The following is a 24,869-nucleotide window of genomic DNA, read 5'->3' as shown; positions in this document are numbered from 1 at the left end:
ATGGAAAGGTTTGAATGAAACCATGACACAATATACTCCAATGATAAAACAATACTTACAAGTTAAGGCAGATTACCAGGATGCCTTTTTATTTTTTCGTTTAGGCGATTTTTATGAAATGTTTTTTGATGACGCCATTGCTGCATCACAGGAACTCGAAATAACGTTGACAAGTCGTGATGGGGGAGGAAAGGAACGGATTCCAATGTGCGGTGTTCCTTATCATTCTGCACCTAATTACATAGAGCAACTCATTGATAAAGGATTTAAAGTAGCTATCTGTGAACAAACCGAGGATCCAAAACAGGCAAAGGGAGTTGTCAGAAGAGAAGTTGTTCAGCTTATTACACCTGGTACCGTTATGGATGGTAAGGGTTTAAATGATAAAGAGAATAATTATATTGCTTCTGTGACTGATTTTCTAGATGAAACATACGGACTGGCATATAGTGATTTAACAACTGGAGAGACCAAAGTAACCCTTGTCACTGGAGGCGTGCAAGCTTTAGTAAATGAATTATCCACGATCGGTGCTAAGGAAGTGGTCATTCACCCTGATTTCAGTGCAGAGGTGCAAGGGAAGATCAAAGAACGTAACGAAATAACGTTATCATTTGAGAAGGAAGCCGACACTCGGGAAGCTTTCTCCCATCTATTGGCTCGGTTGAAACAAGGTAAACTAGTAGAGGCGTCTTCCATCCTTTTGCATTATCTCTTCCGAACACAAAAGAGAAGTCTGGATCATTTGCAAGAGGTAGAACCATATCAACTCCACCAATTTATGAAAATGGACTATTATTCAAAACGCAATCTGGAATTAACGGAAACCATTCGTTCCAAAGGGAAGAAAGGGTCTTTGCTTTGGCTGTTAGATGAGACAATGACTGCCATGGGAGCAAGATTACTAAAGCAATGGATCGATCGTCCACTCATTCATAAATTAGAGATTGAAAAGCGTCAAACTGTTGTAGGGGTGTTACTGGAGAGGTTCTTTGAACGGCAGGATCTAAGAGAAAGGTTAAAGGAAGTATACGATCTTGAACGGCTTGCCGGGCGTGTGGCATTCGGAAATGTAAATGGCCGCGATTTGATTCAGTTGAAGAAATCATTACAACAGGTTCCTGTCTTAAAACACTTAGTTGAGTCACTTGATAACGAAGCAACCGATGAACTTGTAAGTAAGCTCGATCCTTGTGAAGAGTTGACAGAAATCCTGGAGCAAGCGCTAGTAGAAACCCCTCCTCTTACAATCAAAGAGGGCAGCCTGATCCGAGATGGGTACCATTCAGAACTTGACCAATTCCGTGATGCAAGCAGAAATGGTAAATCTTGGATCGCTAAGCTTGAACGAGATGAGCGTGAGCGAACAGGGATCCGTTCACTGAAAGTTGGGTTCAATCGTGTGTTTGGTTACTATATTGAAGTGACAAGAGCGAACCTTCATCATTTGGAAGAAGGACGCTATGAAAGAAAGCAAACGTTAACAAATGCAGAACGATTCATTACACCCGATTTAAAAGAGAAAGAAGCACTTATCCTTCAAGCTGATGAAAAAAGCGTAGAGTTAGAATATGAACTTTTCCTTGGAATACGGGAAAGGGTGAAGGAATTTATTCCTCGCCTACAGAAGCTAGCGAAACTGGTTAGTGAGCTTGATGTTCTTCAATGCTTTGCTACCATTAGCGAGAGTCGTCATTACACACGTCCAGCTTTCAATGAAGAGCGAAAAATTCTCTTGAAGGACGGGCGTCACCCAGTGGTGGAAAAGGTGATGGGTGCACAGGAATATGTTCCAAATGATTGTTACATGGACCAGGAGGGAGAAATATTCCTCATTACAGGACCTAACATGTCGGGTAAAAGTACTTATATGAGACAAGTAGCGTTAACGAGTATATTGGCTCAAATCGGATGTTATGTTCCTGCTAGTGAAGCAGACCTGCCCATATTCGATCAGGTGTTCACCCGAATTGGTGCAGCAGATGATTTGATCTCGGGGCAAAGTACATTTATGGTCGAAATGCTAGAAGCAAAGAATGCAATGATTCACGCTACCCAAGAAAGCTTGATTCTTTTCGATGAAATCGGACGTGGTACTTCAACTTATGATGGCATGGCGCTGGCTCAAGCCATCATCGAATATATACATGAACATATCGGTGCGAAAACGTTATTCTCAACTCACTATCATGAGTTAACGGTCCTTGAAGAAGGATTACAAAAGGTGAAAAATGTACATGTAAGTGCCATGGAACAAAATGGGAAGCTTGTATTCCTTCATAAGATAAAGGAAGGGGCAGCTGACAAAAGTTACGGAATACATGTTGCCGAGCTTGCAGAACTCCCTTCACCTTTAATTCAAAGAGCGAATGAAATCCTTCTTGAACTTGAGAGGAAGGAAGAAACTGTTTCAAAGAAAGAAGTAGCTGTTACACGAGAAGCTGGGATGGATAAACGAAAAAACAAAGCTGAAGATTTGGCTCAGCTTTCTTTCTTTGAAGCGGAGAAAACGGAAAGGCAAGAACATTTCACTTCGAAGGAAAAGAAGTGTTTAGATGATCTTAAAAAATTGGATATTCTGGAGATGACTCCATTAGATGCGATGAACACTCTATACGGAATCCAAAAAAACCTAAAGCACTAAAGGAGGTGAAACTGTGGTAAAGATATTTCAGCTAGATGACTCTCTATCAAATAAAATCGCCGCAGGTGAAGTCGTGGAGCGTCCAGCTTCTGTTGTGAAGGAGCTCCTTGAAAACAGCATCGATGCAGGAGGATCTGTTATCGAAGTTCATATTGAAGAAGCCGGACTTCATTCCATACGCATCATTGATAATGGGGATGGAATTGAACAGGATGATGTGAAAACAGCGTTTAAGCGTCATGCAACCAGTAAAATTAAAGACGAAAATGACTTATTTCGCATTCGTACGTTGGGGTTCAGAGGGGAAGCACTTCCAAGTATCGCTTCCGTTTCTCATTTCATATTAAAAACGAGTACGGGGGATGGTCCAGGAACGTCTATCGAACTTGAAGGTGGAGAAATCAAGTCACTTGAAAATTCGTCTTCAAGAAAAGGAACAGATATCACAGTTTCACAACTGTTTTACAATACACCTGCACGACTGAAATACATGAAGACCATTCATACTGAGCTCGGGAATATAACTGATGTGGTGAATCGAATTGCACTTTCCCACCCAGAAGTTTCAATCAAACTTCTGCATAACGGGAAATCTCTCCTTCACACGAATGGAAATGGAGATGTATTACAGGTCCTGGCTGCCATTTATGGGGTAGGAATTGCCAAGAAGATGGTACCGATCAACGTGGACTCCCTTGATTTTAAAGTAAAAGGATACATTTCTCTTCCTGAAGTTACACGGGCCTCTAGGAATTATATATCAACGATGATTAATGGCCGGTTTATCAAGAACTATGCTATCGCCAAGTCAATCGGGGAAGGGTATCACACTCTTCTTCCGATAGGCAGGCACCCTATCGTGCTTCTCTCCATAGAGATGGATCCGATTCTGGTCGATGTGAATGTACATCCGTCTAAGATGGAGGTTCGGATTAGTAAAGAAGCTGAATTAAATGCTCTGGTGACGGAAGGTATCAAAAGGGTATTTAAAGGGAAAGAACTGATTCCATCAGGGGCAGTCGCACCAAATGTAGCACAGCCAAAATCGGAGCAAACGTTCATGAATTTAGATCATTCGGCCAAAGCGAAAGAAAAATCAGGATTCCATGGGGCAGTTCGAGAGCGAATGCTTCCTAAGGAAGAAATGGTCAATCTATATGAGCCCCAACGATTAAGGAATGAAATGTATGAAACAACAGGACTTGTTTCCAGTGAACCACCTGATCCAGGTTTCCCGATTGAAGAAGAACAGGACTACCAGAAACCTGAAATGGATGAAAGCTCTGAGGAGGAAAGTCCTTCTCCTCGAGTCCCACCTCTCTATCTTGTTGGTCAAATGCATGGAACGTACATCTTTGCTCAAAATGAACGAGGCTTATACATTATCGATCAACATGCGGCACAGGAACGAATTAAATATGAATTCTATAAAGAGAAAGTAGGGGAAGTCGCAAAAGAGCTTCAAGAACTCCTGGTTCCTCTTACTCTTGAATTTTCTACAGACGAATATATTAAGATTAATGAACATCGCTCTCTCCTCGAAGAAGTCGGTGTATTCCTTGAAGATTTTGGACACAACAGCTTTATTGTCCGTGCACATCCTCAGTGGTTCCCAAAAGGTGAAGAACAGCAGACCATTGAAGATATGATTGAACAGATTATAAGAATGAATAGGGTGGATATTCGAAAATTGCGGGAAGAAGCAGCCATCATGATGAGCTGTAAAGGATCCATTAAAGCAAATCATCATTTGCGAAATGGAGACATGCAGGCGTTATTGGATGAATTAAGATTGGCGAGCGACCCATTCACATGTCCCCATGGGAGACCGATCATCATTCACTATTCCACTTATGAAATGGAAAAAATGTTCAAACGAATTATGTGAGCACAGAAACGGGCGAGGAACCAAAAAGGTTTCTCGCCCGTTTTAATATGTCTCTTAGCTCGATTAACCATCACCTTCACCATTAGTTAACTGCAACTTTATTATGTTAACTAATGGTGATAGAAAAATTTTACAAAATCAATGATAGTTCCCCTTCAGCATCAATATCTAGCAGAGCAAAGAGTCCAAAAATAATCATGGCAGCCGATAGAGAATTTTCAAAGGAAATCTTTCACATTTATATTGAAAAACATTTATTTTAGTGTAAAATTACACCAAAAGGGAAAATGAGGAGTGTTTTTCGATGTTGAAAGATATAAAGAGTATCTTCCTGCTTATTATTTTGACGTTGCTCACATACATAATGATATTTCATTGGGCCATAAACACTAACGAATCAAACAATCGAATAACAGATGTAGGGAGACTGATGCCTACGAAAATTCACAAGATCATTAAGGGGAATGAAGAAAAGAGTATTGTGGATACGGTTGCAGAAGCAAGGCGTGATAACCTTAAAGTTTCCATTGCTGGAAAGAGGCATAGTCAAGGAGGACATACGTATTATCCAGATGGGATCATGTTGGATATGACCACATATGACGAAGTACTCAATGTGGATACTGTCCATCAGACCGTTCATGTACAAAGTGGGGCAACATGGGATGATATCCAAAAAGCCATCAACCCTTTGGGGCTATCGGTAAAGGTGATGCAGTCCCAAAATATTTTTACGGTTGGGGGCTCTCTTTCCGTTAATGTTCACGGAAGAGATATTCGGAATGGATCATTAATTGAAACGGTTAATTGGTTTAGATTATTAACACCCGATGGAGAAATCATAAAGGTATCGAGGGAAGAGAATGCTGAATATTTTCCACTGGTCATTGGGGGTTACGGGTTGTTTGGAGTGATTCTGGATGTGGAGCTTAAACTCACAAATGACGAATTGTATGCCTTGGAGACGGAAGAAATGACTTATGACAAATATGAAGAATACTTTAGGAAGAATGTGCAGGGTAATGATAATGTGAAGATGCATCTAGGCAGATTGTCAACTGCTCCTGAGACATTTCTTAAAGATATGTATGTGACGAATTATGTATTACAAAAAGATCAGGAGGAATACTCCGACCTTAATCAATTGAAAGAAGACAAACTTACATTCCTGACAAAATTCTTACTCGGACTTTCGAGAGATTTTGAATGGGGGAAAAATGTATTTTGGGGGATGCAGAAATCATTTTTTCAAAAGCAGGATGGTAAGCTTGTGACCCGGAATAATGCCATGCGCTCAGAATCAGATTTCTTGGAGTATGAGGCAAAGAACGATACAGATATTTTACAGGAGTATTTTATTCCCGTCGATGAATACGAGGAATATATCGATGAGTTACGGGAGTTTTTATCAGAACAGGACCTGAATTTAATAAATATAACCGTACGATATGTGAGTCACAATGAAGAAGCCGTCTTGTCCTACGCAAAAGAAGATATGTTCGCACTTGTTTTATTAATTAATCAAGGGAAAAGTGAGGAGGAGATTAAGAAGACAGGCAATACTATTCGAGGGATGATCGATATAAGCCTTCAACATGAAGGTAGTTATTATCTGCCTTACTATGAATATCCAACGGTGGAACAAATGAAAGAAGCTTACCCGAACACAGATGAATTCTTTGACATGAAGAAACAGCTTGATCCGGAAGAACGATTTATGAATTTATTCTATGAGCGTTACGGACAATGAAGTGGTTTATCATATCCCAAAGCTTTGCCATGGTGGCAGCAGGTGTGTCTTTTCCTTTTTATTTGTTGTTTATTCAAAATATCGGGAACTCTTTCTCGAGTTTCGGGTTTGCTTATGGATTATTCACGTTAAGTGCAGCCCTCAGTCATCGCTTTATCGGGAAGGTGTCCGATATGATTGGCGGACCGGTTCTTCTCCTGATGTATTCTATCGGAATGAGTCTTATGTTTCTATTTATCCCTTCTGTGGATTCGGTTCAAGGTGTATATCTTGTGCAATTGATACTTGGCATTTTAGGAGCTATCCAGAAAACATCCGAGAAAGTAGTACTTAGTGACTTGACAGAACAGGCATCAAGAGGAAAGAGTATCGGGGCATATCATTTTTGGACCTCTATTTTCTCTAGTGTAGCCGTAATGGGAACTGGATTCTTGCTAGACTATTTCACCATCCACGTTATTTTTTATGGATGTTCAATTTTCTTTATGACTAGTGGGATTCTTATTTTTGTTTTCTATTCAAGGTTTAAATCGGCTCCTGAAAATAGTGATAGTGCAGCATAGTCCCAGCATTCCTTTTTTAATAAATTTCTTTGATTACTTGTCAGATGAAGGAATTCCCCTCCCAAAAGGCTAATAGTTAAGATATAGATATTTTCAGAAAATTCTATCTACCATACAGGGGGAAAAGGAATGAATGGAGGCATTGAGCTTCAAAGGAAGAAAATGAATAAAAGTCTTAAGATTACGTTGTGGACAGCGGGAGTGATTTTGTTTATCTTGCTGGGCTTGCTGATTTTTGCCAACTATTACATTGAAAGATCTCTTCCAGTAATTTCGGGAACGATTCCTTTGAGTGGTTTATCTGAAGACGTAGAAGTAATAAGAGATAAGGACGGTGTACCACATATTCGGGCGGAAAATGAACGTGATTTGTATATGGCCCAAGGCTATGTCCAGGCCCAGGATCGATTATTTCAAATGGACTTGAGCAGGAGACAGGCCTCGGGGCGTTTAAGTGAAGTTGTCGGTGAGAAGGCGGTAGATCGGGATAAATTTTTCCGAACATTCGGGTTACGCAGAGCAGCACAGGTTTCATTTACCGCATATCCAGATGAAGCAAAGGAGTTGCTTGAATGGTACGCCGACGGGGTCAACGCCTATATGAAAGAAGCTGGAGACAACGGAAAGCTCCCATTTGAATTCACTCTCCTCGGCTATAAACCTGAAAAATGGACACCAGTCGATTCTTTGACGATTGGAAAGTATATGGCCTTCGACTTAGGTGGTCATTGGCAGGGACAGGCTTTCAGATATTGGGCATTGGAGAACCTCCCTGAAGAAAAAGCATATGATTTATTCCCTACCTATCCTGAAGAGGCTCCGACTATATTAGCAGATGTTGGGAAACTGCACGTAGATCTGAGTAAATCATTTGAAGAAGCTTTCATACCACCTGAATTTAACGGGAGCAATAACTGGGTTGTTAGTGGAGATAAAACCGCCAGTGGGAAACCACTCTTGGCAGATGATCCTCATCTTGCGCTAGGAACTCCTTCCATCTGGTATCAAATGCATCTTGAATCACCGGACGTCAATGTAAGTGGAGTAATATTTGCCGGCATACCCGGAATTATCCTTGGTCATAATGAACAAATCGCGTGGGGGGTCACTAATACGGGTCCTGACGTTCAGGACTTATACGTAGAGAAACGAAATGAAGAAGATCCCGATCTGTTTTTATATGATGATAAATGGGAAAAGGCAACGATCATTGAAGAACCGATTCAAGTGAAGGATGGTGATACCATTCCTTATAAAGTAACAATTACAAGGCATGGACCGGTGATTTCAGAGTTCGCTCACCAGAATGAGGGTGAGAATGTGATGTCCATGAGGTGGACAGCCCTTGATCCGAGTCTTGAACTACTAGCCATTATAAACATTAATAAAGCAACGAATTGGGCTGAATTTGAGGAAGCATTAAAGGATTTTCATGTTCCTACCCAAAATTTCGTATTCGCTTCGAATGATGGAACGATTGCATACAAAGCAAATGGGAAAATTCCAATCAGAAAGAAAGGGGACGGACTTCTTCCCGTTCCTGGATGGGACCCTGATTATGAATGGCAGGGCTTTATTCCGTTTGAAGAGCTTCCGAAAGTGATCAATCCTGAATCTGGCTTTGTGGCAACAGCGAATAACAAAGTGGTTTCGGATGAATATCCCTATCATATTAGTCATCACTGGGCACAGCCGTATCGGTACATGAGAATTTCGGAATTCTTGGAAGGTAAGAGTGATTTGACTCTTTCAGATATGGAAGAACTTCAAATGGATCAATTGAATTTACAAGCAAGGGAATTTGTTCCAATCATTTCAGGAGATCTCGATGAGGGGCGATTTACGACTAAAGAGAAAAAGGCAATCAATATAATAAAGTCATGGAACTATCGGGATGATAAACAATCTGCTGGTCCCCTGATTTTTCATCAATGGATGAACGAAATATCGTCAGGACTGTTTGAAAAGGAAGTACCAAAGGAAATGATGAAATTATTTGAAGGGCGCCAAAGTGTCGTAGATGAACTTATTCGGAAAGCACACAATGGAGATGAGTCAAAATGGTTTGTGGATGTAGGGGGCTACGAAACATTTTTGACTTCCTCATTAACACAGGCCTTGGCGGAATTGGAGAAAGCATATGGATCTTCAATGGATGATTGGGAGTGGGGGATGTATCATAAGGTATACTTTGAACATCCTTTATCAGGAGCCTCTAAGGTCTTAAAGAAATTCTTGAATGACAGGGACCCTATTCCTGTTGGTGGTAGCAGGGTAACGGTAGAAGCTGCAAGCTATAATGAGGAAGGAATCGTCAATCATGGTGCTTCATGGCGATTCGTCATCGATACAGAGGACATGATGAAGGGTTATCATATTGTCGGTCCTGGACAGGCGGGTCACTATAAAAGCCAGTGGTATCAAAATCAAATCGACTCATGGATCGATGGAAACTATCATGAGACCTCAATCAACAGCTCGAGAGGAGATCGATTGATCCTAAAAGCGGAATAAAAAAATGAAACAGCTCGAAGGACCTACCTTTGAGCTGTTCCATTTTAAAAAGCATTTGATAGTAAAGCGGTCTTTTCTAAATAGGTTATAAGAAAATAAGAGAATGAATCTAGGAACTTCTAAAGCCTTGACACCGAGGTGAATACTGCTCTTGCCGGTTGATATGCACAGTTTACCCATTATCGACTTCGATGAAAGTGAAAAGGAGATTAGGAAAATCCATTTTCATCCTTACAGGTATTAGTTTTAACAATAGAAGAAACGGGTACATTCACTTCAAAGACGAGGGAAGGGGAAAATGCTTTTTATCATGCATAATCATAAAAAGAAATGGAGATACTGACAAGATGTGATTTAATCCCTTTTATTATTATGGTACGATAATATGTAAAGAATCATTTACATAGAAAGCAGTGAACATATGACAAGTTTGGAGAAAGAAAAAGTGATTGTCCTTATTGGTCCCACTGCTGTAGGGAAAACCAATACAAGTATAGCGCTGGCTAAGAAATTCAATGGGGAAATCATTAGTGGTGATTCCATGCAAATTTATAAAAGAATGGACATTGGCACTGCAAAGGTTACATCTGAGGAAATGGAAGGTGTTCCTCACCACTTGATTGATATTAAAAATCCTGAAGAACCTTTTTCTGTTGCGGAATTTCAACAGCTTGTGAGAAAGAAGATATCAGACATTCATTCCCGTGGAAAAACTCCTTTAATAGTGGGTGGAACTGGGCTATATATTCAGGCTGTATTATATGATTATCAATTCACGGAAACTCCGGCTGATGAACACTATCGGAATGAATTAGAAATGAAGTGTGAAAAGAATGGTTCCCTATGGCTTCATAAAGAGCTTGTAAAGATCGATCCGGTCGCAGCTATGAATATCCATCACAACAATACACGACGTGTAATCCGAGCATTGGAAGTTTATCATTGTACAGGGAAGACGATGACAGAGTATCAGCAAACCCAATCACATGATCTGCAGTACAATGCAGTCCTGATTGGTTTGACCATGGACAGGGAAAAACTTTATAGCAGAATCAACCTTCGTGTGGACCTGATGATCGACCAAGGACTAATTGAAGAGGTTAAAGGTTTATATGACGCGGGTTTGAGGGACGTTCAGTCTGTGCAAGCCATCGGATATAAAGAACTTTACGGTTATTTTGATGGTACAATTAGTATGGAAAGAGCAATCGAAAACTTAAAACAAAATTCAAGAAGGTATGCAAAGCGTCAGCTGACATGGTTCAGAAATAAGATGGATGTAGCCTGGTTCGATGTAACAGATAAGAGCCGGCATTCTAAAAATATTGAGGATATTTCAGAATTTATTGCAGGAAAGCTTCAATTAAAGTCGAATAAGTAATGTAGAGATAGAAGAGGAGGACTAACCATGAAACAATCCATTAATATCCAAGACCAATTCCTTAATCAATTGCGAAAAGACAGTTCACTCGTAACGGTATTCCTTTTAAATGGCTTCCAAATCCGTGGTCAAGTGAAGGGGTTTGACAATTTCACAGTACTATTTGAAACGGAAGGTAAACAGCAACTGGTTTATAAACATGCCATCTCAACATTCGCTCCACAGCGAAATGTTCAAATAAATTTTGAAGAAACAAACAGTTAATCTTACTTGTAAAAGCTGCCTTAAGGGGCAGCTTTTTTATTGTTTATAATAGGATATTTACTTAGCATGTGTTTCTACAAATCGATTACTACACCGATCTTACTCCTTTAAGAAACATCATTGTATAAAGCATCAGAAACTTCGTGTGTATAGCTTATAAGTAAGTGGTCGACAGATTTTCCAAATTAATATGGGCTACAACATATTAAAATCAAGTAGGAGTGTTGCAAGAATAATTAATGAAACGAAAAGTAGTTGAATAGGATAATATGAGAGGCTTTTTTTAAAGAGGCATACATTTTCAATTTGAACAGGGATAGTACCTGTGCATGACCAGAAGGAGCAGGATAAAAGTTTAGCTTTCCCTCACGTCAAGAAGAATGGAACATATGCAAATTAAAATGGCAGCGTAATTCTATTTATTTCTCGGGAAAGCGCAGGAATAGACAGGATTCTTCTTTAATGTCGAAAAATTTCAGGTGAATAGAGGCGATTATCACTCTTAAACCCAGAGGAGCGAATACTGTCCTTAGAATGGTGAGGTGAAATCTTTGGATCAACCAATGAGAATGAAAAATAATGGTCAGATCAGTATCGTATTGAATTCCCAAAAGCGAAGTTCAGTACGGGAAACGTTAGATTCGATTCCACAATCTCTCCCTCAAGAGCACATAGCGTTGAAAGAAATAGAAGAAGAACTTGGATCTCTTGTCGGAATGGAAGAAATGAAGAAAATGGTGAAGGAAATTTATGCATGGATATATGTAAATAAAAAGCGTGAAGCAATGGGACTAAAGGCAGGGAAGCAAGCTCTTCATATGATGTTCAAGGGTAATCCCGGTACAGGAAAAACGACTGTGGCAAGAATTATAGGTAAACTATTCTTAAAAATGAATGTTCTAACGAAAGGACATTTAATAGAGGCGGAGAGGGCTGATTTGGTTGGTGAATATATAGGTCATACGGCTCAAAAAACAAGAGATCTTGTGAAAAAGGCTCTTGGCGGCATTTTGTTCATCGACGAGGCGTATTCATTGGGAAGAGGTGGAGAAAAGGACTTTGGCAAAGAAGCCATCGATACGCTTGTCAAACATATGGAAGATAAGCAACATGATTTCATTCTGATCCTGGCTGGGTATTCAAGGGAAATGGAGCATTTTTTAACCCTTAATCCTGGTCTCCAATCAAGATTTCCACTTGTGTTCCATTTTCCGGATTATTCTGTAGATCAGTTGATGGAAATCGGCAGAAGAATGTTGGATGAGAAGCAGTATCTGTTAAGTCACGACGCCGAAAGAAAAATAAGGGATCATCTGCATACTGCCAAGAATTCCTTATCACCCATGGCGTTTTCCAACGGGCGGTATGTGCGAAATGTATTGGAAAAGTCGATCCGTGCTCAGGCGATGAGGCTACTCATGGAAAACTGTTTTGATAGACACGATTTATTGACGATTCGAAGCAACGATCTTGTGTTTACAAAAAGTGCCTCTGAGTGAACACACTTAGGGAAAATAGAACCACAAAAAAATGCATTCATATGAATGCATTTTTTTGTTAAGCATGTGCCCGCAGACTCCTGTTTGGCAGTCTCCACTTATATAGATAGGAAAGGACACGCAAAGCTGTGGTAATAATAAATAAAGAGTAGAGTTCAAATGCTGTATGGACAATTCCGAGTCCAATTGCCGCTCCGCATAGTACAGCCCACACTGCGTAAATTTCGGATCTCAGAACTAATGGTTTCCGTCCAGCCAAAAGATCACGTATGATTCCGCCTCCACTTCCGGTTAAGACCGCGGCGACGATGATCGCACTAATCGGATGGTTCATTTCAGATGCATATAACGCCCCTTGGATAGCGAAAGCCGATAAACCGATCGCGTCGAAAAAATTCCCCCATCTTCTCCAATGCCTGAGGAGATTATTAGGGAAAAGAAAGACTGCTGTAATCGAAAGAAGAGCAATCTGAAACAGCATTCCCTGCTCCCACAAGGCTGAAACAGGGACACCGATTAATAAATTGCGAATAGCTCCTCCACCGAATGCAGTAACGATTCCTAATATATAAACACCTAGAATATCATATTCCTCTTCCATGGCAATGATAGCACCTGAAACAGCAAAAGCAATGGTACCAATAATACTCAGTACTTCCCATGTCATACACATTCCTCCTAACCCTATTACAAATTGCTACATGCCATTATGTAGAATCTTGAAGTAGTGTTATGTCTTAATCAAGCATACTGATTTTAACATGTATGCACTTAAATGCAACCATTTTTCATAGCTTTTTACATAGAGATTACGAAGCGAATTTGATATGATGAAGAATATGATGAATAGGAAAGAAAGAAGGATGTATATTGAAGAATGAAACGAAAGAAAAAGTCATACTCGTTGGGTGTCAATTAGAAGAAGATGACTTACGTTTTCAATATAGCCTGAGTGAGCTTGAAGAACTGACTGAAACGGCTAGAGGACAGGTTCTCTCTACTCTCACTCAAAAAAGGGACGGCGTTCATCCAGGTACCTATATAGGGAAGGGGAAAGTGGAAGAGCTTGCCCTCTTGGAAGATCAATTTGAACCGGATATCATCATTTTCAACGATGAATTATCTCCGAGTCAAATACGGAACTTGTCGAAAGAACTAGATGCAAGAGTGATTGATCGTACTCAATTAATTTTGGATATATTTGCTCAGCGCGCCCGTTCCAGAGAGGGAAAGTTGCAAGTGGAACTTGCACAGCTACAATATCTGCTGCCTAGACTTATTGGCCAGGGTGCTTCCCTTTCAAGACTCGGAGGGGGGATTGGAACGAGGGGACCTGGTGAAACAAAGCTCGAAAGTGACCGAAGACATATTCACCGGAGAATCGATGATATTAAGAAACAGCTTCAAACCATTGTCTTGCATAGAGAAAGGTACAGGGAGAGAAGAAAGCGAAACAAGGCATTTCAGATTGCGCTCATCGGTTATACAAACGCGGGTAAGTCCACGTTGTTCAACCGAATTTCATTCGCCGATTCATATGAAGAAAATCAGTTATTTGCGACATTGGATCCATTGACCCGTAAGATGCCTTTACCAAGTGGTTACTCAACGTTGCTTACAGATACTGTTGGATTTATACAAGATTTACCCACCACCCTGGTTGCGGCTTTCCGATCAACTTTGGAAGAGGTGAAAGAGGCGGACCTGCTCATTCACATTGTGGATAGTTCGAATCCTGATTATAGTCAGCATGAAGAGACTGTTCAATCATTATTGAAGGATTTGGATATGGATGGCTTGCCGCAGTTAACGGTTTATAATAAGCGGGATATGATGGACCGGGACTTCGTCCCAAGCAGCGATTGGGATCGGGTTCTGATCAGCGCTTTAAATGAAGATGACCGTGGAAAGCTATTGGTGAAGATAGAAGAAATCGTGAAACAACATATGATACCCTATCATGTCATCATCCCGGCAAGTGAAGGGAAGCTCTTGTCACAATTGAAAAATGAGACCATTTTAAGAAAATTAGAATTCATAGAAGAAAGTCAAACATATGATTTAACTGGCTTTCATCTAGAAGATCATCCTATTGCAGGTAACATCAAGAAATTTCACAGATAGAAGGGAATCAGCGGCCTCATGTATGAACAATTAATAAATGGGAATATATTGAAAAATATAATAACTAGAGTGGAAGATAGCATCCAAAACATACATTCACAAATAGATAAACGAGCGGAGAATAACCAGTTCAGCGTTCTGAAATCCTTTCAAAAGCACCGTGTAAGTGACTCTCATTTCATCCCTTCCACAGGATATGGGTATGACGATGCGGGGCGAGACACATTAGAAAGCATTTATGCCGATGTATTCGGAGGTGAAGCAGGACTGGTAAGACCTCAAATTATTTCTGGTACCCATGCGATTTCCATCGCTTTGTTTGGAGTACTCCGTCCTGGGGACGAACTGGTGTACATAACAGGTAAACCCTACGATACGCTGGAGGAAATAGTGGGGATCCGTGGAAAGGGTACCGGTTCTCTTAAAGATTTTCATATTGATTATCAAAGTGTAGATTTAGACAGGACTGGAAAGGTTGATTATGAAGAAGTGGCAAAGGCGATTTCTTCTAAGACGAAAATGGTGGGGATTCAAAGGTCTAAAGGATATGCGAATCGCCCTTCCTTCACTTTAGATGAAATAAAGGAAATGATTGAATTCATTAAAGAAATAAACCCGGGAATCGTTGTATTTGTAGACAATTGCTACGGTGAATTTGTTGAAGAGAAAGAACCCTGTCATATAGGGGCTGATCTGATGGCTGGGTCACTCATCAAAAATCCTGGCGGTGGTCTTGCCAAGACCGGTGGATATATTGTTGGAAAGAGAGACCTTGTTGAGGCTTGTTCATATCGAATGACATCACCTGGGATCGGGGCAGAGGCCGGTGCCTCCCTTTACAGCTTACAAGAAATGTATCAAGGCTTCTTCCTGGCCCCTCATGTAGTGGCACAATCGTTAAAAGGTGCTGTATTTACATCTGCTCTTCTAACAGATCTTGGGATGGATACGAATCCTTCACCACTTGCTGTACGAACTGACTTGATTCAATCTGTACAATTTAATGACAGGGAAATGATGATTGCGTTCTGTCAGGCAATCCAGTTTGCGTCACCGATTAATTCACATTTCACCCCATACCCTGACTATATGCCTGGATATGAGGACGATGTCATTATGGCGGCGGGAACATTCATTCAAGGGTCGAGCATTGAATTATCTGCAGATGGCCCGTTAAGGCCACCATATATTGCCTATGTTCAAGGTGGGTTAACATATTCACATGTGAAAATTGCAATCTGCTCTGCAGTCGATGATTTGATTGAAAAAGGTTTAATAACTATTTAAAAAGGATAATAAAGAAGTAATTGGATAGTCTATACTCGACTATCCTTTTGTTTTGATTTTTTATGTAAGAAAATCTAACATAGGATTGACAGAACTCCTTACATTACATATAATAAAATCAAGAAGGAAACCAAAGGGAGGAATCAAGATGAGCGGAAGTGAAATTCGTAGAACGATGGCATTGTTTCCTATCAGTATTGTCATGCAGCTCACGGACTTAACGGCTCGTCAGATTCGATACTATGAAGAGCATGAGTTGATTATCCCTGCACGTACTGAGGGGAACCGGCGGCTCTTTTCCTTGAATGACATTGATAAGTTATTAGAAATAAAGGATCTGTTAGATCAAGGTATCAACATGGCCGGCATAAAGAAAATCTTTTCTGTGTCAAGCCATAATGAAAGTAAAGTAGTATCTGACGTAAGTAGTGAAAAGGAAGAAAAAGCACGACAGGATTTATCCGACGACGAGCTTCGTAAATTACTCAGAAATGAATTAATGCACTCTGGTCGATTTACTAAAGCATCTCTCCGTCAAGGTGACATGTCTCGCTTTTTTCATTAAATAATACCTTTAATAAACTTGAGGAGGAATTACGTAAATGGCAAAGTATACTCGGGAAGACGTTTTACGATTAGCGAATGAAGAAGGTGTCAAGTTCATTCGACTGCAATTTACTGACATTTTAGGGACAATCAAAAACGTGGAAATCCCTCTAAGTCAGCTTGAGAAAGCAGTGGATAACAAGATGATGTTTGACGGATCTTCAATTGAAGGATTCGTACGTATTGAAGAATCAGATATGTATCTTTTCCCTGATTTAGACACATGGTTAGTATTCCCATGGACAGCTGAAAAAGGAAAAGTAGCCCGATTAATCTGTGATATTTACAATCCGGATGGCACTCCATTCGAAGGTGACCCCCGTAATAACCTAAAACGTATCTTAGGTGAAATGGAAGAACTAGGGTTTACTGACTTCAATCTTGGGCCTGAGCCGGAATTCTTCCTCTTTAAATTAGATGTAAATGGCGAACCGACTTTAGAGTTAAACGATAACGGTGGCTACTTTGATTTAGCTCCTACTGATCTAGGGGAAAACTGCCGACGTGACATTGCTTTAGAACTAGAGGAGATGGGCTTTGAAATCGAAGCATCTCACCATGAAGTAGCTCCGGGGCAACATGAGATCGACTTCAAATATGCAAACGCATTAAGAGCATGTGACGATATACAGACGTTTAAACTAGTAGTAAAAACAATTGCGCGTAAGCATGGTTTACACGCAACCTTCATGCCGAAACCATTGTTCGGTGTGAACGGTTCCGGGATGCACTGTAACATGTCCTTATTTAAGAACGGTGTAAATTCTTTCTTTGATGAAAAAGGAGATATACAATTAAGTGACACAGCTCGCCAATTCCTTGCAGGTATCATCAAACATGCTACTGACTTTACAGCCATCACGAACCCGACTGTCAACTCATACAAACGTTTAGTTCCTGGATACGAGGCACCATGTTATGTTGCTTGGTCTGCCCGCAACCGCAGTCCATTAATCCGTATCCCTGCGTCACGTGGATTAAGCACTCGTGTTGAAGTGCGCAGTGTTGACCCAGCGGCTAATCCTTATCTTGCAATGGCAGTATTACTTGCGGCTGGACTTGATGGCATCAAAAACAATCTGCCTGCCCCTAAGCCGATTGACCGAAACATCTATGTAATGGATAAGAAAGAACGAGAAGAAGCTGGGATTGTCGATCTTCCGGCAACATTATACGCTGCACTCGAAAACCTTAAAACCAATGAAGTAATCGTGAAATCATTAGGTGAACACATCTTTGAACATTTCGTGGAAGCGAAAGAAATCGAGTGGGATATGTTCCGTACACAAGTACATCCTTGGGAGCGCGAGCAATACATTCAAATGTATTAAAAATGCATAATCAAAAGCCTATGTTTCCAGCAGGATTGCCGGGAACGTAGGCTTTTTTCTCGTTTTATCAAGAAGAGGATAGGGATAATAGAAAAATAACCGCTATGCATACCTGCATAGCGGTTATTCATCAATGCACTTGTCGGTAAACACCGACTACTTTTCCTAAAATCGAAACGTTTCTCAAAATGATTGGGGCCATTGTTGAATTCTCAGGTTGAAGGCGAACATAATCTTTCTCTTTAAAGAAACGCTTGACCGTTGCTTCATCTTCTTCTGTCATAGCGACGACAATATCTCCGTTGTTCGCTGTTTGTTGTTGTCGCACAATAACAAAGTCCCCATCTAGTATTCCGGCCTCTATCATACTATCACCCATGATTTCTAACATAAAGACCTGTTCATCTGACGGAGCCATCCTCTCAGGGAGAGGGAAAAATTCTTCTACATTCTCTACAGCCGTAATAGGTTGACCTGCTGTAACCTTACCGATTAAAGGTACGTTCACAACGCGTTGTCGTGGGATCGTGTCCTCTTCAAGGTTTAAGATTTCAATGGCTCTTGGCTTTGTAGGGTCACGGCGAATGAGGCCTTTGCTCTCTAATCTAGCTAAATGTCCATGTACGGTAGAACTAGAAGCAAGACCTACAGCTTCCCCAATTTCACGAACGGAAGGTGGATAACCTTTTTCTCTTACTGAGACTTTAATATACTCGAGTATGTCCTGCTGTCTTTTAGACAATTTTGTCATGTTCACGCACCTCTATTTATAGATCTTATGTTCCCATTATAGCATGTCTTTCCAACTGATACAAACATAAGTTCGAATATTAGTTGACACCAAACGAATGTTCGTATTAGAATGAATGTAACGAAACAGAACACACATTCGCATGGAGGGGTTATATCATGTTAACACATATTTGGAGCCGATTCTCTTACATAATTATATTATTTGTTTTAGTCTTTTTATCTGCAGCATATCTATTAGTCACTATGACAAGTGAGCCTTCCTATCAGAGTATAACAGTGAAGGACGGAGACAGTCTCTGGACTATTGCCAAACAGTACAATGAAGAATATTCTATGACAGTGGAAGAATTTATTGCCTGGGTAGGGGAGGAAAACAATCTAACAACCTTCTCGATCAAGCCCGGTGAATCACTTGTCTTACCGATAGAAAATCCAACAATATCCACACAATCGGATTATGAGTTGGTAATGAATAGAGAATAGAGGGATAGATAATGAAGGCAGTAATCTACTGCAGAGTTAGTACAAAGAAGGATACGCAGGAAACATCATTAGAGCGTCAAGAAGAGGAGCTTGTAAAATTAGCCCAGGATCTTCATTACGAAGTAGAAGCGATCATTAAAGACCAGGCCAGTGGATTTGAATTAGATCGTCCAGGTGTACTTGAGCTACTTGATTTAATTAAAGATGAGTCGATTGATGCTGTACTCATACAAGATGAAACCAGAATTGGAAGAGGGAACGCCAAGATTGCACTTATTCATTGCCTTTTAAAAGAGGAAGTAAAGATCATGAGTCAAACTCATAATGGAGAGCTGGACTTATCAGAATCTGATTCAATGGTCATCAATATCGTAAGTATGGTTGAGGAATACCAAAGAAAACTTCATAATTTAAAAATTAAACGAGGGATGAAAAGGGCTGTTGAAAATGGATTTCAACCACATAAAAATTTAAAAAATAAAGGGAACGTTGAAGGAAGAGAGCGTATCGAAGTACCAGTAGAAGAGATCGTCCGTTTAAGGAAAAACGAATTAACCTTTGCTGAGATTGCAGCTACTCTTCGAGGATTTGGTTATGATGTCTCAAAAGCCACGGTACATAGACGTTTCAAAGAATTTATGAAAGCTCCCGAAAATGCGTAACTCTTGTTTTATCTTCGCTAATCTAGTAACATGACGGTAGTATTAGGGTCCACTATCAGTAGTTTTAGAGTTTGCTGACTATGCATTAAAAGGAGTTTTTATAGATGCTTTCAAAGACAAAAATGAATCGAATCAATGAACTTGCAAAGAAGTCCAAAAGTAGCGGTCTAACGGAGCAAGAAGCAAAAGAGCAGACCAATCTTAGAAAAGAATATCTTGCAACCTTTCGTCAATCGATGAAAGGTACAATTGAAAACACAAGAATCTTTGATCCAGAGGGAAATGAAGTAACCCCCAAGAAGATTCAAGATATCCAAACGAAAAAGAAAATGAACTAATAAAAAAACTGTCTGGTCTTCGATATGGCCAGACAGTTTTTTTCGTCAAGTTGTCAAAGGGACTGGGTATATTAGTGCCAGAGGTTACAACTACATCAATAGTTATCAAGAGATATTACGAGAATGGATCTTAATTGAAATAAGCTGTATTTATTAATATACATGGTTATAGAACAGGTTATTAATTTACCCAGTGACATTTCAACATGAGGTTGCATACGACTTATCTGTACATTTTGAAATGTGAAAATATCAAATACTACAAGGGTTTTTAATTTTCAAGGATGATGAAGTCATGTTATTATTCAAGATAGTTGTATAAACTGCCAAAGAAGATTAATATTAATAAGGTACATTAAAAGGAAGGATGTCTGACTTATGTTTGATAACACAGATCAATTAGCAATTAATACAATCCGTACATTATCTATTGACGCAATTGAAAAGGCGGGTTCCGGACACCCTGGAATGCCTATGGGAGCAGCTCCGATGGCTTATGCCCTTTGGACGAAATTTATGAACCATAATCCGAAAAACCCTGATTGGTTCAATCGTGACCGCTTCGTTTTGTCTGCTGGACACGGCTCCATGCTATTATACAGCCTTCTTCATTTATCGGGCTATGATGTTTCAATGGATGACCTGAAGGGATTCCGCCAATGGGGTAGTAAAACTCCTGGACATCCGGAATATAAACACACATCCGGTGTAGAAGCAACGACTGGACCACTTGGACAAGGTATTGGTATGGCTGTTGGTATGGCTCTGGCTGAAAGGCATTTAGCTACTACATACAATAAAGACCAATACAATATGGTCGATCATTTTACATATTCCATTTGTGGAGATGGGGACTTAATGGAGGGTGTTTCTTCTGAGGCAGCTTCATTGGCTGCTCATTTAAAATTAGGCCGTCTTGTTGTCCTATACGATTCCAATGATATCTCATTGGATGGTGATTTGGATAAATCCTTCTCTGAAAGTGTTGAAGGCCGTTTCGAATCATACGGATGGCAATATATCCGCGTAGAAGACGGAAACGACCTGAATGAAATTTCGAAAGCGATTGAAGAGGCGCAAGGGGATACTACCCGTCCAACTATGATTGAAGTGAGAACAGTCATCGGTTATGGTGCACCAAATAAATCAGGTAAATCTGCTGTTCATGGTGCCCCACTCGGAGAAGATGAGATGAAGCTTACGAAAGAAGCTTATAAGTGGACATTCGATGAGGATTTCCATGTACCTGATGAAGTCTATGGACGCTTTGAGGAGAAAATTCAACAGGTTGGTTCTCAAAAGGAAGAAGATTGGGCTAAACAATTCATTAAATATAAAGAAGATCATCCAGAACTTGCGGCACAATTAGAAGCGGCGATAAAAGGAGAACTTCCACAAGGGTGGGACAAGGACATCCCTGTATACGAAGAAGGAAAAGCACTTGCAACCAGAGCTTCTTCTGGAGAAGTATTAAATGCGATTGCAAAGAATCTTCCATCATTCATCGGTGGGTCTGCTGACTTAGCTGGCTCAAACAAAACGATGATTAAAGATGAGAGAGACTTTATGCCTGAATCTTATGAAGGACGCAACATCTGGTTTGGAGTCCGTGAATTTGGAATGGGTACCGCAATGAACGGTATGGCCCTTCATGGTGGCCTCCACGTATTCGGTGGAACATTCTTCGTGTTCAGTGATTACCTAAGACCAGCAATCCGTCTGGCTGCTCTAATGGGCTTACCAGTAACGTATGTTTTCACTCATGATAGCATTGCTGTTGGAGAAGATGGGCCTACACATGAGCCTGTCGAGCAGCTTGCTTCGCTACGTGCTATGCCAAATCTATCTGTCATCCGTCCTGGGGATGGAAATGAAGTAGCTGCAGCATGGAAACTTTCTTTAGAGTCAAAAGATCAGCCGACGATGTTAGTTCTTTCTCGTCAGGATCTTCCTACTCTTAAAGGTACTGCTGATAAGGCGTACAATGGAGTAAATAAAGGTGCATATGTTGTATCTGCTTCAGGGAAAGAACAGCCTGATGCGATACTGATTGCCACCGGATCAGAAGTACACTTGGCTGTAGAGGCTCAGAATGTACTTGGAAAAGACGGTATCAGTGTTTCTGTCGTAAGTATGCCGTCTTGGGACCGTTTTGAAAAACAATCAAAAGAATATAAGGAATCGATTTTACCTAAGAGTGTGAAAAAACGTCTCGCTATTGAAATGGGATCTCCAATGGGATGGGATCGCTATGTAGGTGACGAAGGAGACATTCTAGCCATTGATGGATTTGGTGCTTCTGCTCCTGGAGAAAAAGTCATGGAAGAGTATGGTTTTACTTCGGAAAATGTTGCATCAAGAATTAAAGCTTTGATTCAGTAATAGAAAAATGAAGAGAGGTCAGCTCCTTGCACTCTTTGAGGAGTTGACCTTTTCCTTTTGGTCATTTAATTGAAAGGTATAGTACGTATGATGTGAGGTCCCATCCAGATTAGGGTTGATAGATGGCGTTCGACAAAACTAGTGAAGATTTTCAACAATTTATGACAATGACTCCCTTCTAGTTGATTTATACTGAATGAAAGAAAGGTAGGAGGGAGAAAATGTGCGAAATTATCAAATCTATTGGATTGAAGAGACGTTTGTCCAGCACTATTATGGTCGAGAAAGAATGTTCTATCAATTGTTTTCCGATTGGGAAGTGAGTTCAGGAGAGCTTCATGAAATCATCTCGAAACAAGTGGACTACATTACGAAACCCATACCATACCTTCCTACTCAAAGACTATTAAAGCAAGAGCTCATGAAAACTGAAGGAGCTTTCTGGGTTGATTCAGTTGCAAGCATTGAACGGCTGGATTCTAAGGCTTCCCTCATTTTAAATGAAAAGTGGTTGACATTGAATTCATGGGGGCACGATGAATCAGAATATATCTTCTTTGAAATTTTGCGAAGAAATATGGGTCAACTATTGGCAATTGATGTTCAAAATGAACGTTATGGTTGGTTAAAACCGATTAAACAAAGAAAATTTATATATTAATAAGAATTTATGACAGAAATATTGTATAATGTTTCAGGGTTTAGTACACTTTTATAAGGACAACATGAAGGAGGAAGTAAGAGTATGGGAACGACTGGGTTACTTATTCTAGTAGGAGTTCTGGCATTACTTGCTGGAGTTGCACTAGGATTTTTCATTGCTCGTAAATATATGATGAGCTATCTTAAGAAAAATCCACCAATCAACGAGCAAATGTTACGCATGATGATGATGCAGATGGGTCAAAAACCATCCCAGAAGAAAATCAATCAAATGATGAATGCAATGAATAAAAACACGAAGTAATAGGCGGAAGCACTCAGTTGATGAGTGCTTTTTCTATTTATCGGATACCCTGATAGTAGAAGAATGATACTGGATGAAAGTAGGAAAATATAATTATTTTTATGAATTCATAAAAACTTAAAGGTTATCTGTCAGAATGAAATTGAATATATGATAGAATATAATCCGGAGGGAGTCATATGAAAAAATGGATGATTGTTTCATTATCTCTTCTGATTCTTGTTGCAGGATGTAGCAATAAGCCTCAGGAAGTGATAGATGAAGAAACGCTTGAAGTTCAAAATAGTGCTGCAGGTGACGCGCGGGAATATTTGAACTATAAAATAAACAAAGAAAAAAAATCAGTGAATCGTGGTCTGATCACGATGATGATCAATAACCGCAGTGATATGGATGAAATTGAAACAGGACTTATGTCAATGTCCACCGAGCATTTTTCTCCTGATGACTATGTGTATCAAGAGGGACAATATTTAAAGAAAATCAGTACATGGTTAGGTAGAAAATCTGACTCGAATAAATCGGGTCTTAATCCGGCTTTGGAGATTACGGATGATATGGACTGGGAAAAGCAAATGGAGCTTGAGAAAAAGAATCCAATGTACCTTGCATATATCCATGAGCAAAACTATGTAGATACTGATGGGAAAGTAAAAGGAATTTCCCTTGGACTTGCCATGAACACCGTTGATTATATACGAGTGGAAGATGATAAAAAGCTGATGCATTTTGATGAAGTTAAAATCGATGAGAAAATGATGAAGGAATACGGCAAGAAGGTAGCCGGTTCTGTCATCAGCCGGGTAAGAGCAAACAAAGAATTGAAAAATGTGCCCATAATGATCTCAATTTATAAGCTTCAACCTTTAAACAGTGTTGTATCAGGTAATTACATATCTACTGCCTACCTAGACGAAAATGATACGAAAATTAAAAAATGGGATGATGTATCGGACAAATATTTTTACTTCCCGAGTGATGAAGGAGAAGAGAAGGACAGGGACCTGTATAATCGAATTCGGGACTTGGAAGATTATGTTTCGAAATTCTTCTCACATCAGGATATTGAGTTTGTCGGAAAAGGTTTATACCAGAAGGACACGTTGAATAAATTGGTGATTGATGTACATACAGGCATGGTGAAAGAAACAGAGTTAATTGGCTTTGCACAGGCGATAGGTCCTGAAATAGTCGATTATTTCCCTCATACACCAGTATACCTCTACGTCAAAACGCCCAAGGGACTTAAAGCGACCATCGTGAAAGAAGAAGACCAAGAGCCGTTTGTTCAAATTCATTAATTCATTTTAATTCCATACAAAAAAGCATCTTTTATACAATAAAAGATGCTTTTTTGTATGCCTAATTTGAACTGGATTCTGGTTCTCATTTTGACAGATAATGTTGCTGCAAAAAGGTAGATTCTATATGTG

The 24,869-nt window shown here is 40.0% G+C and carries 21 protein-coding genes; 19 read left to right on the top strand and 2 right to left on the bottom strand.

The window, feature by feature from the left end; genetic code table 11:
• Positions 1 to 22: 22 nt before the first annotated feature.
• From mutS to spoVK, 8 genes are all read left to right on the top strand, one after another.
• Complete coding sequence (gene mutS, locus FGG79_RS06000) at positions 23 to 2,644, top strand: DNA mismatch repair protein MutS (protein WP_138777624.1); 2,622 nt, start codon at positions 23 to 25, stop codon at positions 2,642 to 2,644.
• Between the two features lie 13 nt (positions 2,645 to 2,657).
• The gene (mutL, locus tag FGG79_RS05995; protein ID WP_138776817.1) at positions 2,658 to 4,532 is read left to right on the top strand and encodes a DNA mismatch repair endonuclease MutL; all 1,875 of its coding nucleotides are present in this window, start codon (positions 2,658 to 2,660) and stop codon (positions 4,530 to 4,532) included.
• Positions 4,533 to 4,848: 316 nt separating this feature from the next.
• Complete coding sequence (locus FGG79_RS05990) at positions 4,849 to 6,282, top strand: FAD-binding protein (protein ID WP_481747268.1); 1,434 nt, start codon at positions 4,849 to 4,851, stop codon at positions 6,280 to 6,282.
• A complete protein-coding gene (locus FGG79_RS05985; RefSeq protein ID WP_138776816.1) occupies positions 6,279 to 6,845 on the top strand; it encodes an MFS transporter in 567 nt (188 codons plus the stop codon). Before FGG79_RS05990 ends, FGG79_RS05985 begins: the two co-directional genes overlap by 4 nt.
• 129 nt (positions 6,846 to 6,974) lie before the next feature.
• Positions 6,975 to 9,359 carry a penicillin acylase family protein gene (locus tag FGG79_RS05980; protein ID WP_481747252.1) on the top strand — a complete coding sequence of 795 codons (2,385 nt, stop codon included), beginning with the start codon at positions 6,975 to 6,977 and terminating at the stop codon, positions 9,357 to 9,359.
• A 421-nt stretch (positions 9,360 to 9,780) separates the two neighbouring features.
• The gene (gene miaA, locus FGG79_RS05975) at positions 9,781 to 10,740 is read left to right on the top strand and encodes a tRNA (adenosine(37)-N6)-dimethylallyltransferase MiaA (RefSeq protein ID WP_138776815.1); all 960 of its coding nucleotides are present in this window, start codon (positions 9,781 to 9,783) and stop codon (positions 10,738 to 10,740) included.
• Between the two features lie 27 nt (positions 10,741 to 10,767).
• On the top strand, positions 10,768 to 11,004 hold the full coding sequence (gene hfq / locus FGG79_RS05970) for an RNA chaperone Hfq (RefSeq protein ID WP_138776814.1): 237 nt from the start codon (positions 10,768 to 10,770) through the stop codon (positions 11,002 to 11,004).
• A gap of 551 nt (positions 11,005 to 11,555) precedes the next feature.
• Positions 11,556 to 12,503 (top strand): stage V sporulation protein K, encoded by a 948-nt coding sequence (gene spoVK, locus FGG79_RS05965; protein WP_138776813.1) that lies wholly within the window; start codon positions 11,556 to 11,558, stop codon positions 12,501 to 12,503.
• A 58-nt stretch (positions 12,504 to 12,561) separates the two neighbouring features.
• Here the strand turns inward: spoVK and FGG79_RS05960 are convergent, their stop codons facing one another.
• Positions 12,562 to 13,170: a trimeric intracellular cation channel family protein gene (locus FGG79_RS05960; RefSeq protein WP_138776812.1), complete on the bottom strand. Its 609-nt coding sequence runs from the start codon at positions 13,168 to 13,170 to the stop codon at positions 12,562 to 12,564.
• Positions 13,171 to 13,370: 200 nt separating this feature from the next.
• Here FGG79_RS05960 and hflX point away from each other — a divergent pair, with 200 nt between their 5' ends.
• The 4 genes from hflX (at position 13,371) to glnA (ending at position 17,851) form a co-directional block, all read left to right on the top strand.
• The gene (gene hflX / locus FGG79_RS05955) at positions 13,371 to 14,627 is read left to right on the top strand and encodes a GTPase HflX (protein ID WP_138776811.1); all 1,257 of its coding nucleotides are present in this window, start codon (positions 13,371 to 13,373) and stop codon (positions 14,625 to 14,627) included.
• Between the two features lie 18 nt (positions 14,628 to 14,645).
• Complete coding sequence (locus tag FGG79_RS05950; protein WP_138776810.1) at positions 14,646 to 15,914, top strand: methionine gamma-lyase family protein; 1,269 nt, start codon at positions 14,646 to 14,648, stop codon at positions 15,912 to 15,914.
• A 148-nt stretch (positions 15,915 to 16,062) separates the two neighbouring features.
• Positions 16,063 to 16,479 (top strand): MerR family transcriptional regulator, encoded by a 417-nt coding sequence (locus tag FGG79_RS05945; RefSeq protein WP_138776809.1) that lies wholly within the window; start codon positions 16,063 to 16,065, stop codon positions 16,477 to 16,479.
• 37 nt (positions 16,480 to 16,516) lie between these two features.
• Positions 16,517 to 17,851, top strand: coding sequence for a type I glutamate--ammonia ligase (glnA, locus tag FGG79_RS05940; RefSeq protein ID WP_138776808.1), 1,335 nt, complete (start codon positions 16,517 to 16,519; stop codon positions 17,849 to 17,851).
• Positions 17,852 to 17,981: 130 nt separating this feature from the next.
• Here glnA and lexA read toward each other — a convergent pair whose 3' ends face one another.
• A complete protein-coding gene (lexA, locus tag FGG79_RS05935) occupies positions 17,982 to 18,602 on the bottom strand; it encodes a transcriptional repressor LexA (RefSeq protein WP_138776807.1) in 621 nt (206 codons plus the stop codon).
• Between the two features lie 158 nt (positions 18,603 to 18,760).
• Between lexA and yneA the strand changes: the two genes are divergently transcribed.
• From yneA to FGG79_RS05900, 7 genes are all read left to right on the top strand, one after another.
• Positions 18,761 to 19,087 carry a cell division suppressor protein YneA gene (yneA, locus tag FGG79_RS05930; protein WP_138776806.1) on the top strand — a complete coding sequence of 109 codons (327 nt, stop codon included), beginning with the start codon at positions 18,761 to 18,763 and terminating at the stop codon, positions 19,085 to 19,087.
• Positions 19,088 to 19,098: 11 nt separating this feature from the next.
• Positions 19,099 to 19,749 (top strand): YneB family resolvase-like protein, encoded by a 651-nt coding sequence (locus FGG79_RS05925; protein ID WP_138776805.1) that lies wholly within the window; start codon positions 19,099 to 19,101, stop codon positions 19,747 to 19,749.
• Positions 19,750 to 19,853: 104 nt separating this feature from the next.
• Positions 19,854 to 20,087: a DUF896 domain-containing protein gene (locus FGG79_RS05920; RefSeq protein WP_138776804.1), complete on the top strand. Its 234-nt coding sequence runs from the start codon at positions 19,854 to 19,856 to the stop codon at positions 20,085 to 20,087.
• Between the two features lie 378 nt (positions 20,088 to 20,465).
• Positions 20,466 to 22,469, top strand: a complete 2,004-nt coding sequence (tkt, locus tag FGG79_RS05915; protein ID WP_138776803.1) for a transketolase — start codon at positions 20,466 to 20,468, stop codon at positions 22,467 to 22,469.
• 223 nt (positions 22,470 to 22,692) lie between these two features.
• On the top strand, positions 22,693 to 23,130 hold the full coding sequence (gene sirA, locus FGG79_RS05910; protein ID WP_138776802.1) for a sporulation inhibitor of replication protein SirA: 438 nt from the start codon (positions 22,693 to 22,695) through the stop codon (positions 23,128 to 23,130).
• 84 nt (positions 23,131 to 23,214) lie between these two features.
• Positions 23,215 to 23,436 carry a YneF family protein gene (locus tag FGG79_RS05905; RefSeq protein ID WP_138776801.1) on the top strand — a complete coding sequence of 74 codons (222 nt, stop codon included), beginning with the start codon at positions 23,215 to 23,217 and terminating at the stop codon, positions 23,434 to 23,436.
• 179 nt (positions 23,437 to 23,615) lie between these two features.
• Positions 23,616 to 24,737: a CamS family sex pheromone protein gene (locus FGG79_RS05900; RefSeq protein ID WP_138776800.1), complete on the top strand. Its 1,122-nt coding sequence runs from the start codon at positions 23,616 to 23,618 to the stop codon at positions 24,735 to 24,737.
• Positions 24,738 to 24,869: the final 132 nt, after the last annotated feature.

It is taken from the genome of Bacillus sp. BHET2, from assembly GCF_005938125.1.
Taxonomy (GTDB): domain Bacteria; phylum Bacillota; class Bacilli; order Bacillales; family Bacillaceae_B; genus Rossellomorea.
This window is presented reverse-complemented; position numbering and strand designations above follow the sequence as displayed.